The sequence below is a fragment of the Mycobacterium toneyamaense genome (assembly GCF_055384815.1).
Window position 1 is genome coordinate 4,031,252 of sequence record NZ_AP040333.1, and the last position, 15,229, is coordinate 4,046,480.

General features: G+C 64.9%; 17 protein-coding genes. 13 read left to right on the forward strand and 4 right to left on the reverse strand.

Annotated features, from left to right (window positions below; all coding sequences use genetic code 11):
- The first annotated feature begins 108 nt into the window (after positions 1–108).
- From ACZ5IQ_RS19375 to ACZ5IQ_RS19390, 4 genes are all read left to right on the forward strand, one after another.
- On the forward strand, positions 109–1,434 hold the full coding sequence (locus ACZ5IQ_RS19375; protein WP_135357297.1) for a WXG100-like domain-containing protein: 1,326 nt from the start codon (positions 109–111) through the stop codon (positions 1,432–1,434).
- Positions 1,431–1,925: a hypothetical protein gene (locus tag ACZ5IQ_RS19380; protein ID WP_061004612.1), complete on the forward strand. Its 495-nt coding sequence runs from the start codon at positions 1,431–1,433 to the stop codon at positions 1,923–1,925. The genes ACZ5IQ_RS19375 and ACZ5IQ_RS19380 overlap by 4 nt, the downstream gene beginning before the upstream one ends.
- The gene (locus ACZ5IQ_RS19385; RefSeq protein ID WP_133428462.1) at positions 1,906–2,226 is read left to right on the forward strand and encodes a WXG100 family type VII secretion target; all 321 of its coding nucleotides are present in this window, start codon (positions 1,906–1,908) and stop codon (positions 2,224–2,226) included. Before ACZ5IQ_RS19380 ends, ACZ5IQ_RS19385 begins: the two co-directional genes overlap by 20 nt.
- Before the next feature lie 241 nt (positions 2,227–2,467).
- A complete protein-coding gene (locus ACZ5IQ_RS19390) occupies positions 2,468–3,790 on the forward strand; it encodes an ISL3 family transposase (protein ID WP_267325223.1) in 1,323 nt (440 codons plus the stop codon).
- A 7-nt stretch (positions 3,791–3,797) separates the two neighbouring features.
- On the opposite strand, the gene ACZ5IQ_RS19395 is transcribed toward ACZ5IQ_RS19390, so the two are convergent.
- Positions 3,798–4,499 carry a plasmid pRiA4b ORF-3 family protein gene (locus ACZ5IQ_RS19395; RefSeq protein WP_267324660.1) on the reverse strand — a complete coding sequence of 234 codons (702 nt, stop codon included), beginning with the start codon at positions 4,497–4,499 and terminating at the stop codon, positions 3,798–3,800.
- Positions 4,500–4,872: 373 nt separating this feature from the next.
- Between ACZ5IQ_RS19395 and ACZ5IQ_RS19400 the strand changes: the two genes are divergently transcribed.
- Both ACZ5IQ_RS19400 and ACZ5IQ_RS19405 read left to right on the forward strand, forming a co-directional pair.
- Positions 4,873–5,010: a hypothetical protein gene (locus ACZ5IQ_RS19400; protein WP_209841248.1), complete on the forward strand. Its 138-nt coding sequence runs from the start codon at positions 4,873–4,875 to the stop codon at positions 5,008–5,010.
- Entirely contained in the window at positions 5,007–5,660 is a 654-nt protein-coding gene (locus ACZ5IQ_RS19405; RefSeq protein ID WP_244602344.1) for an HD domain-containing protein, read from the forward strand. Before ACZ5IQ_RS19400 ends, ACZ5IQ_RS19405 begins: the two co-directional genes overlap by 4 nt.
- A 45-nt stretch (positions 5,661–5,705) precedes the next feature.
- Here the strand turns inward: ACZ5IQ_RS19405 and ACZ5IQ_RS19410 are convergent, their stop codons facing one another.
- Positions 5,706–6,062: a hypothetical protein gene (locus ACZ5IQ_RS19410; protein WP_064859637.1), complete on the reverse strand. Its 357-nt coding sequence runs from the start codon at positions 6,060–6,062 to the stop codon at positions 5,706–5,708.
- 288 nt (positions 6,063–6,350) lie between these two features.
- Here ACZ5IQ_RS19410 and ACZ5IQ_RS19415 point away from each other — a divergent pair.
- A protein-coding gene (locus ACZ5IQ_RS19415; protein ID WP_109557065.1) for an IS3 family transposase occupies positions 6,351–7,579 on the forward strand; the annotation gives its coding sequence in 2 pieces (ribosomal slippage) (positions 6,351–6,663 and positions 6,663–7,579; 1,230 coding nt in all).
- A gap of 18 nt (positions 7,580–7,597) precedes the next feature.
- On the opposite strand, the gene ACZ5IQ_RS19420 is transcribed toward ACZ5IQ_RS19415, so the two are convergent.
- Positions 7,598–7,906, reverse strand: coding sequence for a hypothetical protein (locus tag ACZ5IQ_RS19420; RefSeq protein ID WP_464481487.1), 309 nt, complete (start codon positions 7,904–7,906; stop codon positions 7,598–7,600).
- A gap of 44 nt (positions 7,907–7,950) precedes the next feature.
- Here ACZ5IQ_RS19420 and hisN point away from each other — a divergent pair, with 44 nt between their 5' ends.
- From hisN to ACZ5IQ_RS19435, 3 genes are all read left to right on the forward strand, one after another.
- Positions 7,951–8,760: a histidinol-phosphatase gene (gene hisN, locus ACZ5IQ_RS19425; RefSeq protein WP_064859636.1), complete on the forward strand. Its 810-nt coding sequence runs from the start codon at positions 7,951–7,953 to the stop codon at positions 8,758–8,760.
- A gap of 156 nt (positions 8,761–8,916) precedes the next feature.
- Positions 8,917–10,323 (forward strand): acyl-CoA dehydrogenase family protein, encoded by a 1,407-nt coding sequence (locus ACZ5IQ_RS19430; protein ID WP_212813629.1) that lies wholly within the window; start codon positions 8,917–8,919, stop codon positions 10,321–10,323.
- Between the two features lie 45 nt (positions 10,324–10,368).
- A complete protein-coding gene (locus ACZ5IQ_RS19435) occupies positions 10,369–11,580 on the forward strand; it encodes an acyl-CoA dehydrogenase family protein (RefSeq protein ID WP_020102696.1) in 1,212 nt (403 codons plus the stop codon).
- Between the two features lie 113 nt (positions 11,581–11,693).
- On the opposite strand, the gene ACZ5IQ_RS19440 is transcribed toward ACZ5IQ_RS19435, so the two are convergent.
- A complete protein-coding gene (locus ACZ5IQ_RS19440) occupies positions 11,694–12,683 on the reverse strand; it encodes an esterase family protein (protein WP_464480116.1) in 990 nt (329 codons plus the stop codon).
- 289 nt (positions 12,684–12,972) lie between these two features.
- Here ACZ5IQ_RS19440 and ACZ5IQ_RS19445 point away from each other — a divergent pair, with 289 nt between their 5' ends.
- The 3 genes from ACZ5IQ_RS19445 to ACZ5IQ_RS19455 are packed head-to-tail and all read left to right on the forward strand — an operon-like array spanning position 12,973 to position 15,168.
- Positions 12,973–13,563, forward strand: coding sequence for a TetR/AcrR family transcriptional regulator (locus ACZ5IQ_RS19445; RefSeq protein WP_212813625.1), 591 nt, complete (start codon positions 12,973–12,975; stop codon positions 13,561–13,563).
- 34 nt (positions 13,564–13,597) lie between these two features.
- Positions 13,598–14,755 carry an acyl-CoA dehydrogenase family protein gene (locus ACZ5IQ_RS19450; RefSeq protein ID WP_464480117.1) on the forward strand — a complete coding sequence of 386 codons (1,158 nt, stop codon included), beginning with the start codon at positions 13,598–13,600 and terminating at the stop codon, positions 14,753–14,755.
- Positions 14,756–14,781: 26 nt separating this feature from the next.
- Complete coding sequence (locus ACZ5IQ_RS19455; protein WP_212813621.1) at positions 14,782–15,168, forward strand: nitroreductase/quinone reductase family protein; 387 nt, start codon at positions 14,782–14,784, stop codon at positions 15,166–15,168.
- Positions 15,169–15,229: the final 61 nt, after the last annotated feature.

A 15,229-nucleotide genomic window follows, 5' to 3' on the forward strand; every position in this document is an offset into this window, starting at 1 on the left:
GCGGGCCGCGAATATCTACAGGAAACTTTCAGATATCTCCGCTTAGCATTGCTTTAGGGGAGGTGCGCAGGCAGTTTCGGGCTCACGAACAAGCTGCAGCTGCGGTTGATGACGGTTATCAAAGTCGACGCTGCACAAATGCGTGCGGCGGCCAAAGGCCTGGCCGGCAATGCCAACGCGGCATCTGACTCATACAGCAAAGTCAGTGCCACGATGGGATCTATCGGGGGTATGGCCGGATCAGATCCGGCCGCCCAGGACTGGGGCCACGGCTTTGACTCGGCCCTGGCTCGGGCACTTCAAGCTCACTATTCGTCAGTGGGCGCGGTAGCGAACTGCGCGGAACTTACCGATGCCACCGCTGTCAATCACCTGAACGCAGATGGCCAATCCGTGGTGGGGCCAAAGCCGACGCCCGAGGCATTGGGGATCTCCAAGACCAACCTTGTTCCAATGTGCCTTGCACCTCCGCCATCGTCCGCCGGCGGCGACGATGCCAGCAAGCCGTGGTGGTGGGCCAAAATCCAGCATCTCGTCGGTGATATCTGGCCGAATGGGCACCAGGATCGCCTGCATTCCGCGGCGGCGTCACTTCGCACAGCTGCGACAGAACTGCGCTCCGTCGCCAGCCAGATGCAGGGCAACGTCGCCGTCATCGAGAATCAGATCTCCCCCGAGATCGACTCGGCAACCGTAACTTTGATCAAACTGCAAACCGGCCTCAATTCAGTCGCCGGCACTTACGATCAACTGGCACAAAATTGCGACGATCACGCTCACCACATCGACGACGCACATTCCCAGATGGAGGAAGCGGCGGCAGAACTCATTGGACTTGCGCTGCTCGACGTCCTCACCGACGGCGCTTTGTCTGCGGCCGTCGCGCGGGTAGCAGCACGGGTGATGGAGATATACGAGGATTTCAGGGGTCTGTTGCAGACCGCGCGCCTGGCTATCAAAGGCACCGAGGAGGCCGCAGAGGCCACTGAAGGCGTGATGGGCGGGGTCGAACAGGCGGTCAGCAAGGTCGAGTCGTTCTCGGAGGCCGATTCAGCCGCTATGAATCCGGCAAAAGACCTGACCAAACCTACGGGCGACCCAGCCACCGCGCATTTGCCGCCGCTTCGTCAGCATTACATCCAGGACGTCCAACAAAAGGTTGGATCACTCGTGCAGGAACTCCGGCAAGCGGGTGCATCGGACGAGCAGATTGCCCGAGCAGCCAACGCAGAACGGCGAGCAATCGGGCAAGAATACAAGGACGCCACCCCCGAGCCGATGAAGAGCCAGATCTATGGTCGGAATGAAGAAAAATACGGTGACCCACTTGGACCAACCTACGACTATCTCAAGGCGCAAGGAAAAACTGACCAACAAATTATCGATGCATCGCAACGCACCGGCGGCGGCGATTTAGGATTGGGCCAAAAATGACTGAGACGAAAATACTGACGTTACTCTCGCACGATAAGTGGCTCGACGTCGCAGACTATCGTCTTTCTACTCACACAATCGAAAATATCCGACACGTCGATAACCCGGAAGACTTGAAATTTTTGGAAATTTCCGGCCGGTACGGCACTGTGGGATCGGAAAAAATTGTCGTAAGCCTCGACAAATCTTTCCGTGCACTTGTCGTCGGATTCGAGCACGATGCTCAATTCGCACTCTCCAACTGCGATGTCCAGTGGACTCAACTTGACGAGACTCTTGCCCAATTGACGATAACGCACGGGGCATACACCAGATCCCTCACATATCCCCACCATCGCGACTGGGTCGAGGATGATTTCAACTTCGACATGAGCTCATACGAAGATTTTGATTTCGGCTTGTGGATATATGGCTTAAAGACTGACCCAGACCTCAGGCAGCGGTTGACGCAAGAATGGGCAGGGGCGCGGCATGGGGGTTCGATTGTCTAATCCACTAAAGGTCAACACGCAGAATACCTTCGAAGCAGCACAGGGCGTGGCCAACCAAGCACTGGAACTGCGGGACCACCTCAAGCAAATAACCCTGGAGTGGGAACAACTGTCCGACAGCTGGGAAGGAAGGGCCGCATCCGCTTATTTGCACGCATGGACCGAGTGGCACGACAGCGCGTCGATCCTGGTGCAGTCCCTCGTCGAATCGTCTGAGAAATTGATGCGTGCGGCGATCGCATACGACGAACAGGACCATGCGAGCGGCTGCAACATCAACTCCGCGGGAAGCACTATCTGATCATGAGCCACTATCGGGTCGAACTCGAAAACCTGTCTTCATTCATCGATAAGCTTGCGGCGTTCGACAACAACGCGGAGGCCGTCACTTCAACCGTCGACCAACTCGTCTCACAATTACATGAGACATGGGGCTCTTCGCAGTTGAGGGTGTAGAGGTGGTCGGCGCGTCGTTGCCTAGGTAGGGGTCGAGGTCTTCCGATGATGAAGGTTCGTACACGCCTCATCCGAAAGACCTCGACGTGCCTGACGCTACCGGTCGGGCGGGCTTCGCCTGCGCTGACCTGACCACTTTCTGCCGCCTTGACGAGCTCGGGTTGGAGGTGACCGGCCAACAGCTCGCTGCCGGTCGGGCCGTGCTGGCGTGCCGGGTCGCCGATGACGATCGGTGGTGCCGCCGCTGCGGCGAAGAGGGCGTTGTGCGTGACAGCGTGACCCGCACGTTGGCCCATGAACCGTTCGGGTGGCGGCCCACGACCTTGCTGGTCACGATCCGCCGCTACCGCTGCGCCGGTTGTGCTCACGTGTGGCGCCAGGACACCAGTAGGGCGGCCGAGCCACGGGCCAGGTTGTCCCGGCGTGCTCTGCGCTGGGCGCTGGAAGCCCTTGTCTGTCAGCACTTGTCGGTTGCCCGGGTCGCCGAGGCGTTAGCGGTGTCGTGGAACACCGCCAACAACGCCGTGTTGGCCGAAGGTCAGCGGGTGCTGATCGCTGATCCGGCCCGCTTCGACGGCGTGGCGGTGATCGGCGTCGATGAACACGTGTGGCGGCACACCCGCCGCGGCGACAAGTACGTCACCGTCATCATCGATCTCACCCCCGTGCGTGACGGGACCGGCCCGGCCCGGCTGCTCGACATGGTCGAGGGCCGGTCCAAGAAGGCGTTCGCCGACTGGCTGGCCCAGCGCCCGCAGGACTGGCGTGATCGTGTGGACGTCGTTGCCATGGACGGCTTCTCCGGCTTCAAGACCGCCGCCACCGAAGAACTCCCCGCCGCGGCGACGGTGATGGACCCCTTCCACGTGGTCCGCCTTGCCGGCAACGCCCTCGACGAGTGCCGCCGCCGCGTCCAGTTGGCCACCTGCGGGCACCGTGGCCGCAGCACCGACCCGCTCTACCGATCCCGGCGCACCCTGCACACCGGAGCCGATCTGCTCACCGACCGGCAGAAAACCCGACTGACCGCACTGTTCACCATCGACGCCCACGCTGAGGTCGAGGCCACCTGGCACATCTATCAACGCACTGTGGCCGCCTACCGCGAACCGGACCGCCGCAAAGCCCGCACCATGATGGCGGCGCTGATCACCACGCTGAGCACCGGGGTTCCCAAGCCGCTGACCGAACTGATCACCCTCGGACGGACCCTGAAGAGACGCGCCGCCGACGTCTTGGCCTACTTCGACCGCCCCGGCACCAGCAACGGGCCAACCGAAGCAATCAACGGCCGCCTCGAACACCTGCGCGGATCCGCGCTGGGCTTCCGCAACCTGACCAACTACGTCGCCCGGTCCCTGCTCGAGACCGGAGGCTTCCGAACCCAGCTCCGTCAACCTCGGCGGTGAAGAATCGTCAACGCGTGCTCAACGCGGCCAGAGCGTCATTGGTCTCGGCCACCGAGAAACGGTCGGGGTGCCAGCCCCGGGGCAGCCAGTCCCTCATCTCCTGCGCACCCAGCCCCATCGGCGTTGCCCGCGGGTCGTACCCGCCACGAACCCACGCAGCCAACTCCTCGTAGCCACCCAGGCCCCCACAGTCCTCCGGCGGGCAGGCCATCTTGCCCGTCAGACACACCGGAACCGGGGGCGGATCATCGAAAACGTCTTCGACCACCAGCACGTGCTCCCATCCGTCGCCGAAGTCGTAGTCATAGAACAACCGCTCGCCCTTATCGGAGACCACCTGATCGAGGCGCACGCTGTCCTCGACGACACCCTCGTCGCCTTCGCTGAGATCAAACCCGGTCACGAAGTAAGCACGGGTACGCCGATCCGCCCCAACACCGAACTTATGCAGATGACCGTCCTGCCAACCCATCGCGACCTGCAATACGACATGCAGCTCATCAAGCATGAGGTCGCCCGGCAGGTCCAGACGACGCCAGATCGGCGGCTTGGCGTACATCAGGTCCAACCGCACCCGAAAACCCCGCACACGCTCCGGCACCGCCCGCACCTCGGGCACCGGCTCATCGAGCACCCCCGCGAACACGTCCCGACCAGCATCGGCCATCAACTGTTGCAGCAACACCAAATCCACACCGCCCCCGGACACTCCGCTCTTCCTCTTACTCTTCCGCTTCTTCTCCGGCACACCCCCAGCCAACCAGACCCCCGATCACAGGACCAACCGAAAGCAGCTGATCGTCCCTACACCGTCAAGTGCGAAGAGCCAGACATGGTCAGGATCGGCCGCAGACGCTCATCAAAGTCGCCACGACGAATGGATGCAAGCGGCGTCAAACATGCGTGAGGCGGTCGGGAAATTACGACAGGCAGCGCATGATGCGCACCACAACTACGACCGTGCCGTATCCACAAATACGACTATGTGGCCATAACCACGCACCAGCGGTGAGGATGGTGTGCCGGTCGCGCACAAGCTGACTAACATGCATGTGACGCAGCGTGACAGGAAGGGGCGGATCATGAGCGGATGGCATCGGTTCATGCCCAAGACGTGCCGGCCGACCAGCAAACGGTTGTGCGCCGTGGACGACACCCGGACCGGAAGCAGCCGCAAACCTCTGGACCCCATCCAACTCCCGCCGGACTACGCACAGTGACAGTTGACAACGCCGATGACCAGATCGGCGAACTGCACCGATCCTGGTACGAACTCCTCGCACCTCACGCTGGCGCGGCGGTTGACATCGCCCAGACAGGACGGGCAGTGATCGCGTCGTGGGCAGAACCGTCACGGCGTTATCACGACCTCGACCACCTGTGTGATGTTCTGCGCAGTGTCGACCAGTTGGCCGCACATGCGGCCGACCCGACTGCGGTTCGGCTGGCGGCGTGGTACCACGATGTGGTATATCACGGGCGCTCGGACGACGAGCTGGCAAGCGCCGCCCGCGCCGAACGTGAACTCTTCAACCTGGACGTCGAGCACAGCCTGGTGACCGAAGTGGCGCGGCTCGTACGCCTGACCGCCACCCATGATCCTGGCCCCGGGGACCGCAACGGAGAAACCCTTTGCGACGCCGACCTACGCATCCTGGCGTCTCCCGCCGATCGCTACGCCCGCTACGTGGCTGCAGTGCGCGCCGAGTACGCCCATGTGCCCGACGCCCAATTCCGTGAGGGCCGCGCTGCCCTGCTCTCATCGTTGCTGGCTGGGCCAGCACTGTTTCGCACGCCACACGGACACGCAGAATGGGAAGCTCCGGCGCGGGCCAACCTCACCGCCGAATTGCGCACTCTGCGCGCCTGAGAGCTCATCCACCCGAGTTCTCACAACCTGTACGCGCACACCCGGCTAGTGGCCGGGCCGCAGGATGCCCTGCACGGCGAATGTCGTCAGGTTGCCGCCTGAGTTGAGCAGCGACGACGTGGCCGTCGACCCGGACAGCAAGCCCGAACCCAGTGAACCCACGCCGGCCTGAAGGCCGCCGGCGTTGATGGCCGCGATGCCCTCGAGTCCCCCGATGTTGTGGGTGGTGAAGTGCTGGGCGAAACCGGCCTCGTTGCTCAGGGCGCCGCCCAGGCCGTCGAGCGGACCACTGTCAGCTAATGCCGTACCTGCGGGTGCAAGGAGCAGCGATCCGCCTGCGGCGAGTGCCGCCCCGATCATCTTGGTGGCCCTACCGGTCGCCGACATCTGAGACGTGGCCATGTGCGTTGTTGTCCCCTTCTGCGGAAAGATTCTGTCCAACGGTCGAATCCGAGCGCTGCACGCCAGACGGCCGGCAAGCTCGATGCGATAGCTGACTATTCACACAGTGAATCTATTAGCACAGGACAATGCTCGAATTGAACCCATTTTCCGAAAATCCCAGAGAGTGCTGAGCAAACTCGCGGAGCAGTCCGAGAAAGAGCCGACTACGCCTGAGGGACTTGACCCCGTGTGTTGGACACGCTGAATCCCGCAAGGTTGGCGGGGGAAGCGAGATGATCCACCACGATGGCAAGGAAAAATTACCCTGACGAGTTCAAACGGGACGCGGTAGCGCTGTACCGAGACACCGAGGGCGCCACGATCACGCAGATCGCCGACGAACTCGGCATCTCCGGCGTGACGCTCTCAGCGTGGTGCAAAGCCGCCGGGGTGCCGATCAGGCACCGCAACCCCACCGCAGCAGCACAGCCGAGCCCCGGCGTTGAGACCCCAGAGCAGGAGCTGGCCCGGCTACGGGCCGAGAACAAGGCGTTACGCGCCACGGAGGCTCGGTTGTCTACCGAGCGTGACATTCTGCGGTCGGCGGCCAAGTATTTCGCCGGGGAGACGAACTGGTGAGCCGCTTCCAGTTCGTCGCCGACCACCTGCACACCTTCGAGGTGAAGTGGCTGTGCGCAGTCGTCGAGGTTGCGCGTTCATCGTTCTACGCCTGGTTGGCCGCTGCCGACGGACGCGCCGCCCGCCAGGCCGCTGACAAGGCGCTGGCCGCGCGTATCCGCACCGTGCACGATGAGGACAACACCTACGGGGCGCCGCGGATCACCGCTGAACTCAACGACGGTGCACCCGACGGTGAGCGGGTCAACCACAAGCGGGTGGCCCGGGTCATGCGCAGTGCCGGGATCGCCGGCTACCGCCGCCGGCGACGGGTGAAGACCACCACGCCGGATCCGGCCAAACAGAAAGTCCCGGACCTGCTCAACCGGGACTTCACCGCCGCGGCACCCAACGTCAAGTACGTCGGCGACATCACCTACCTGCCATTGGCAAGCGGTTCGAATCTGTATCTGGCGACCGTGATCGACTGCTTCTCCGGACGGGTGGCGGGGTGGGCGATCGCCGAGCACATGCGCACCGAACTGGTCGAAGATGCCCTCAAAGCCGCTGCGGCGCTGCGCGGCTCCCTGACCGGTGCAGTGTTCCACACAGATCACGGAAGTCAGTACACCTCAAGGGATTTCGCGAACCTCTGCCGTGACTTGGAGGTCACCCAGTCTATGGGTGGCGTCGGGTCAAGTGCCGATAACGCGCTGGCCGAATCGTTCAACGCCGCCCTCAAACGCGAGATCCTGCAGGACCGCAGCCACTGGCCCGACGCTGCTACCTGCCGCCGCGAAGTGTTCCGCTGGCTGGCTCGCTACAACACCAAACGACGGCACTCCCGGTGCCGCTATTCCAGCCCTGCGACCTACGAAAGGACCCTAACACCGGCTACGCTGCCAGTAGCCGCGTAACCACAAATCCCGTGTCCACTACATGGGGGCAAGGCCCTGAGTGGCGTGCGGCGCGAAGTTCCAGTTGTCGGGGTTCTTGGGCGAGTAGACGACGGGGACCAACTGGCCCACCGTGGGCCACTCGGCGACGTCGATCGCGATACGGCCGTAGACCTCGTGCTCGTTCACGCTGGGGCCGTTGATGACTCCGGCGACGGTGACGAACTGCTCCCCCGTGGCGTCCGGCCGCGGACTGACGCCGGTGATCAGCAGCGTCCCGCTCTCCCCGCTACGCGTACGTCGCAACCACGGGGCGGCCAGCAGCACGAGCGCCCCGAGCAAGACAATGAGCACGACGAATTCCCACACCCACTCATGGTAGGACTGCACTCATGAGTGCCACCCAAGCAAGTAGCGCAGCGGATTGCGCGTCCCGCCGAGACGACGTCACTTTGGCCCTGGCCCTGGCCGATCAGGCCGATGCCGTGACGCTCGATCGCTTCGGCGCGCTGGACCTGCGCATCGAGACCAAGCCGGACCTGACGCCGGTGACCGATGCCGACCAGTCCGTGGAGCGGGTGCTGCGCGAGACGTTGGCCGCGGCCCGGCCGGACGACGCCCTGTTGGGCGAAGAGTACGGGGGCACAGCGGTTTTCGCGGGCCGGCAGTGGGTCATCGATCCGATCGACGGCACCAAGAACTTCGTCCGCGGCGTGCCGGTGTGGGCGACGTTGATCGCCCTTCTCGAGGACGGCGTGCCGGTCGTCGGTGTCGTCAGCGCGCCGGCTCTCGGCCGCCGGTGGTGGGCCGGCACCGGCGCGGGCGCGTTCAGTTCATTCGGCGGGCGGACGCGGCCCATCTCGGTATCGGGCGTCGACGCACTGGACGCGGCGAGCCTGTCCTACTCCGATCTGACCACCGGCTGGGAAGACCGGCGCGACGCCTTCGTCGCGCTGACCGACGCGGTGTGGCGGGTGCGCGCGTACGGCGACTTCTGGTCGTACTGCCTACTGGCCGAAGGTGCGGTCGACATCGCCGTCGAACCGGAGGTCAAACTCTGGGATCTGGCCGCGTTGGACGTCGTCGTCCGCGAGGCCGGCGGGGCGTTCACGAACCTGGCCGGCGCGCCCGGGCCGCACGGCGGCAGCGCGGTCGCGACCAATGGATCACTGCACGAAAAGGTGCTCGCCGCCCTCTCCTGATGTCGCGATTTGTGCACGAAAACCCGCGTTCAGCGCGGGTTTTCGTGCATAGGCAGCCGAGTCCCCGAATGTGAATTTGATAACACGAGCGTCGTACCTTACTCCGGAGTAAGATACGGTCATAACGCACTGCCCCAACGACGCGAGGCTGTCGAAATGACCAACACCCTTCCTCAGAACGGCACAAAAGCCGGCTCCGCCCAGCGCCCTGTGCGCAAGGGCCCGGAGAGCGCCATCGGACTCCAGCGACACAAGCGGACAGCGACCGACATCGGTCTGGCGCTGATCACGCCTTTTGTCGGCCAGGAGTTCCTGGACAAGTACAACCTGCGGGATCCAATGAACCGCGGCCTGAAGTACGGCATCAAGACGGCGTTCTCCACCGCCGGCGCCGCGGGCCGGACGTTCAAGCGCATTCCCGGGATCAACGGCGCCCCGACCCGCCTGAAGCCGGGCGGCTCGGACTACTTCGACCTGAACCCGGACGAAGACCAGCAGATGATCGTGGAGACCGTCCGCGAGTTCTCCGAGGAGATCCTGCGGCCGGCCGCACATGACGCCGACGCCGCCGCGACCTACCCGGCCGACCTGATCGCCAAGTCCGCCGAACTCGGCATCACCGCCATCAACGTGCCCGAGGAGTTCGACGGCATCGCCGCCTCTCAGAACACCGTCACCACGGCACTGGTCGCCGAGGCCCTGGCGTACGGCGACATGGGTCTGGCCCTGCCGATCCTGGCGCCCGGCGGCGTGGCGTCGGCCCTGACCCGTTGGGGCAGCGCCGGTCAGCAGGCCACGTATCTCCCGTCGTTCGCCGGTGAGAACGTCCCGCAGGCGTGCGTCGCGATCGCCGAGCCGCACGCGCTGTTCGACCCGACCGCGCTGCGGACCACTGCGGTCCGCACCCCCAGCGGTTACCGCCTCAACGGCGTCAAGTCGCTGGTTCCGGCCGCTGCCGACGCCGAGCTGTTCATCATCGGTGCGCAGCTCGACGGCAAGCCGGCGCTGTTCATCGTCGAGTCCAGCTCCGAGGGACTGTCGATCACGGCCGACCCGAGCATGGGCATCCGTGCCGCGGCCCTGGGCAAGATCGAGCTGAACAACGTCGCAGTCCCGCTCGCCAACCGCCTCGGCGAGGACGAAGCGACCGACAACGACTACTCCGAAGCCATCGCGCTGTCCCGATTGGGTTGGGCCGCACTGGCAGTCGGCACCTCGCACGCGGTGCTCGACTACGTGGTGCCCTACGTCAAGGAGCGCCAGGCGTTCGGTGAGCCGATCGCCAACCGCCAGGCGGTGGCCTTCATGTGCGCCAACATCGCCATCGAACTGGACGGCCTGCGCCTGATCGTCTGGCGCGGTGCGTCGCGTGCCGAGCAGGGCATGACCTTCCTGCGGGAAGGCGCGCTGGCCAAGCGGTTCGCCGCCGACAAGGGCATGCAGATCGGCCTCGACGGCGTGCAGCTGCTCGGTGGCCACGGCTACACCAAGGAACACCCGGTTGAGCGCTGGTACCGCGATCTGCGGGCACTCGGCGTCGCCGAGGGTGTTGTCGTCCTGTAGTCGCCCGAATCGCAGAACTCTTCCCACTCACCCGAAAGACCAATCATGGCAATCAATTTGGAACTGCCCCGCAAGCTGAAGGCTGTCGCGGAAAAGGGACATCAGGGCGCCGCCGAGATGCTCCGCCCCATCTCCCGTAAGTACGACCTCGCCGAGCACGCCTACCCGTCGGAACTCGACACCCTTGCCAGCCTGTTCGAGGGCGTGCAGGAGTCGAACACCGTCTCGGTGGCCGGCGCCGGCTTCTCGGCGAACGAGTCCAAGAGCAAGCACGCAAACGTCAACGGCGCCAACATGTCTGCGCTGCTGAACGCGCTCGAGGTCAGCTGGGGCGACGTCGCCCTGCTGCTGACCGTGCCCTACCAGGGCCTGGGCAATGCCGCCATCTCCGCGGTCGCCACCAAGGAACAGCTGTCCAAGTGGGGCAAGGTGTGGGCCGCCATGGCCATCACCGAGCCGAGCTTCGGTTCCGACTCCGCGGCGGTCACCACCACCGCCGTGCTCGACGGTGACGAGTACGTCATCAACGGCGAGAAGATCTTCGTCACCGCCGGTTCGCGCGCCACCCACATCGTGGTGTGGGCGACGGTCGACAAGTCGCTCGGCCGGGCCGCCATCAAGTCGTTCGTCGTGCCGCGCGAGCACCCCGGCGTCATCGTCGAGCGCCTGGAGCACAAGCTGGGCATCAAGGCCTCCGACACCGCGGTCATCCGCTTCGACAACTGCCGGGTCCCGAAGGATTACCTCCTCGGTGATCCGGAGGTCAAGGTGGACAAGGGCTTTGGCGGGGTCATGGAGACCTTCGACAACACCCGTCCGATGGTGGCCGCCATGGCGATCGGCGTGGGCCGTGCCGCCCTGGAGGAGCTGCGGGCGATCCTGACCGACGCGGGCATCGAGATCTCGTACGACAAGCCGGCCCACGCCCAGAGCGCACCGGCCGCCGAGTTCCTGCGGATGGAGTCCGACTGGGAGGCCGCGTACCTGCTGTCGCTGCGCGCCGCCTGGCAGGCCGACAACAAGATTCCGAACTCCAAGGAAGCGTCCATGAGCAAGGCCAAGGCCGGGCGCATGGGCACCGACGTGACCCTCAAGGCCGTCGAATTGGCAGGCACCACAGGCTATTCCGAGCAGACACTGCTGGAGAAGTGGGCCCGCGACTCGAAGATTCTCGACATCTTCGAGGGCACGCAGCAGATTCAGCAGCTCGTCGTGGCCCGGCGGCTGCTGGGCCTGTCGTCGGCACAGCTCAAGTGACCGGGGCTCCGGTAGCCCGGCACCACGACCGGGCTACTGGGGCACGGTAGCCACCACACTGTGATAAGCAGACAGGCCCCGGGATTGCTCCCGGGGCCTGTCTGCTGTCGAGGTTACGAGGACGGGTTGGCGCCCAGCACACGCTGCAGGTCAGGCTTCATGGCCTGCAGCTGCTGGCCCCAGTAGCCCCAGTCGTGGGTGCCGCTGTCGGGGAAGTTGAACACGCCGTTGTTGCCGCCCGCGGCCAGGTAGTTGTCCTGGAAGGTGCGGTTGGTGCGGATGGTCAGCCCCTCGAGGAACTTGGCCGGCACGTTGTCACCACCGAGCTCGCTCGGGTTGCCGTTACCGCAGTAGACCCACAGGCGGGTGTTGTTGGCGACGAGCCGCGGGATGTTGACCATCGGGTCGTTGCGCTGCCAGGCGTTGTTCGGGTCGCCCGTCGAGCCCCACATGTCGTCGGCCTTGTAGCCGCCGGCGTCGCCCATCGAGACGTTGATCAGGAACGGCCACCAGCCCTCGGACGGGTTCAGGAAGCCCGACATCGAACCGGCGTAGATGAACTGGTCGGGGTGCCAGATCGCCAGGGTCATGGACGACGAGCCGGCCATCGAGAGGCCGACGGCGGCACTACCGGTCGGCTTGACCTCCCGGTTGGCCTGCAGCCACTGCGGCAGCTCCGAGGTCAGGAAGGTCTCCCACTTGTAGGTGGAGCAGCCCGCCTTGCCACACGCCGGCTTGTACCAGTCGGTGTAGAAGCTGGACTGGCCGCCGACCGGCATGACGATCGACAGACCGGAACCGAGGTACCACTCGAAGGCGGCGGTGTTGATGTCCCAGCCGTTGTAGTCGTCCTGTGCACGCAGGCCGTCGAGCAGGTACACCGCGGGCGACCCGTTACCACCGCTCTGGAACTGGACCTTGATGTCGCGTCCCATGGCAGGTGACGGGACCTGGAGGTATTCGACCGGCAGGCCGGGGCGCGAGAACGCGCCGGCGGTCGCTGTCTGGCCGGCAAGTCCGATAAGACCGGGGAGCAGGACGGCGGCCGAGACGGCGCCGGCGACCCTGCGTGCCCAACGGCCGCGAATCTTGTCAACGAACATTCACAATCCCATTTCAGTGTCGGGTACCGGGTAAAGTGCCCACTCCACGCGATCGGATGGCGTTGGTGGCACGGCCGCGATTCCCGCAGCCGCGTGCGGTGAGCTCAGCCTGGTACGGGAACTGAACACACCGAATGATTCAGTTGTCTGTGGGCAGTAAAACACGCACCCGACACGCCGAGGAACCCCCGAATCGCGCTTGAGACCAGGTTGTTGCGGACTTCGTATCGTTCAGCTATCACCCGGCGGCTCTGCTGGGAGCCGTTCATCCGGCCGTAGGCTGCCGTTTGTGACGAGCGATCGGAACGACGTCGACGACCTGGCGGACACCCGGCCGGGCAGCCGGTTGGGTATCGACGACTGGCGCGCGGCCGGTTACGCGATCCTGGCGGAAGAGGGCCTGAAGGCGCTGAAGATCGATCGCCTGTGCGCCCGGTTGAACGTCACGAAAGGCAGCTTCTACTGGCATTTCGCCAACATCGCCGCCTACCGGACCGCCCTCGTCCAGGGCTGGGGCGAGCTCCGTGACGCCGACCGCAGCCAGATCGACGAAATCGGCGCCCTGCCGCCGCGGGACCGACTGATCCAGATGATGAACTCGCTGGTCAGCCCCCGGCACTGGACGCTGGAGCGGGCCATGCGGGAGTGGGCGCGCTCGGATGAGGCGGTCGCCGAGAGTGTGCGCGCCGCGGATCGGCGCATTCTCGCCGCGGTTCGGCGCGCGTTCGAGGATTACGGCTTCGACGGCGACGAGGCGGAGCTGCGGGCCGACGCCACCTTCGCGGTCGGCATCGGGTTCCTACACCTCTCCGGCGACTCCCCCCATCCGCGGTTGGCCGCCCGCAGCGAACGATTCCTCGACCTGATGCTCGCGACCTGATCTCCATACCAAAAGGTATGGTACGGTCCGGCTCATGTTGAGTACGCAGGCCGGCATCACCGATGGGTTCGTGACCGCGCTCGGCGAACGCGCCGCCGAGGCCGAAAAACTCCGGTGCCTTCCCGACGACACCGTGCGCGACCTGATCGCGTCCGGGTTCACCGAACTTCTGGTGCCCGCACGTTTCGGCGGACAGCAGGCGCCGTTCCCCGACATCCTCGACCCGGTGCGCCGTCTCGCTCACGGCTGCACCTCGAGCGCCTGGACCATCGGCTTCCTGACGCTGCACAACTGGATGCTGGCGCTGTTCGGCGAGCAGGCCCAGCAGGAGGCGTTCGAGAGCCGCCCCTTCCTGGCGCCCGCACCGCTGGCCCCCACCGGCAGAGGACTGCCGGTCGACGGCGGCATCCGACTGTCCGGGCGCTGGTCCTGGGCCACCGGGGTGATGCACGGCAACTGGATCATCGTCGCCGCGCTCTGCGGGCCCGATGACGGCATCTACCCCGCCCTGGCGCTCCTGCCGATCAGTGCCATCACCGTCGAGGACGTCTGGCACACCGACGGCATGCGAGCCACCGGATCCAACGACGTCGTCGCCACGGACGTCTTCGTGCCCGAGCACCGACTGGTCAAGGTGACCGACATCTACGCCGGCACCGCGCCCGGCGCCGGACTGCATGACAGCGCCACCTACCGCTGGCCGATGGTGCCGGCGCTGGCCCTGCTCGCCGCCATGCCCGCCCTGGGCAGCGCCGAGAGGGTCACCGAGAACTACGCGCAACGGCTGGCCGAGCGGGTGCTGCCGTACGAGGGCGTCATGCAGAAGGACAAGCCAATCGCCCAGGCGCACTTGGCCGGAGCACAGGTGCGGTTGCGGTCACTGCGCGCACTGCTCGCCGACACCGTCGGGGAGATCGAGGAGATCGTCGTCGCCGGCGATCCCGTGGAGAAGCCGGTGCGCGCACAGGCCCGGCTGACGGCCGCGCACATCGTGGCCGAATCGCGGGCGGTGATCGGTGACCTGATGGGCGCCGGCGGAGCCAGCATCCATTTCCTGGCCAGCCCGATGCAGCGGTTCAAGCGCGACGTCGACGTGTTGGCCGGGCACGTCGTCTTCGATTACGACACCAGCCGGGAACTGGCCGGCGCACTCACGCTCGGGATGAAGATCCCGCGGACGTCGATGATCTGATGAACACGAGGGTGTGAAATAGCCAGATGCCAAACCCACAGCCCGCTTTCACCAACTTCTTCCAGAAGCGGATCGCCAATCCCGTCATGCGGCGGTTGCCGTTTCAGACGCTACTCGAGACCACAGGGCGCAAGTCCGGTGAACCCCGTCGCACTCCGCTGGGCGGCAAGATCGTCGACGGGCAGTTCTGGTTCGTCTCGGAATTCGGTGAGAAGTCCCAGTACATCCGCAACATCCAGGCTGATCCCCGGGTTCGGGTGCGGTTGCATGGCAGATGGCACAGCGGGACTGCGCACCTGGTACCCGACGATGACGCGGCCGCGCGACTTCGCGAATTGCCGCAGTTCAACAGCTTCGGGGTACGCACGTTCGGCACCAACCTGCTGACCGTGCGCGTCGACCTGGACGGTTAGGCCGCGCCAATCTCCGTCGGGTCATTGACATCGGTCCATAAGTAAAACTAACGTTATTTTT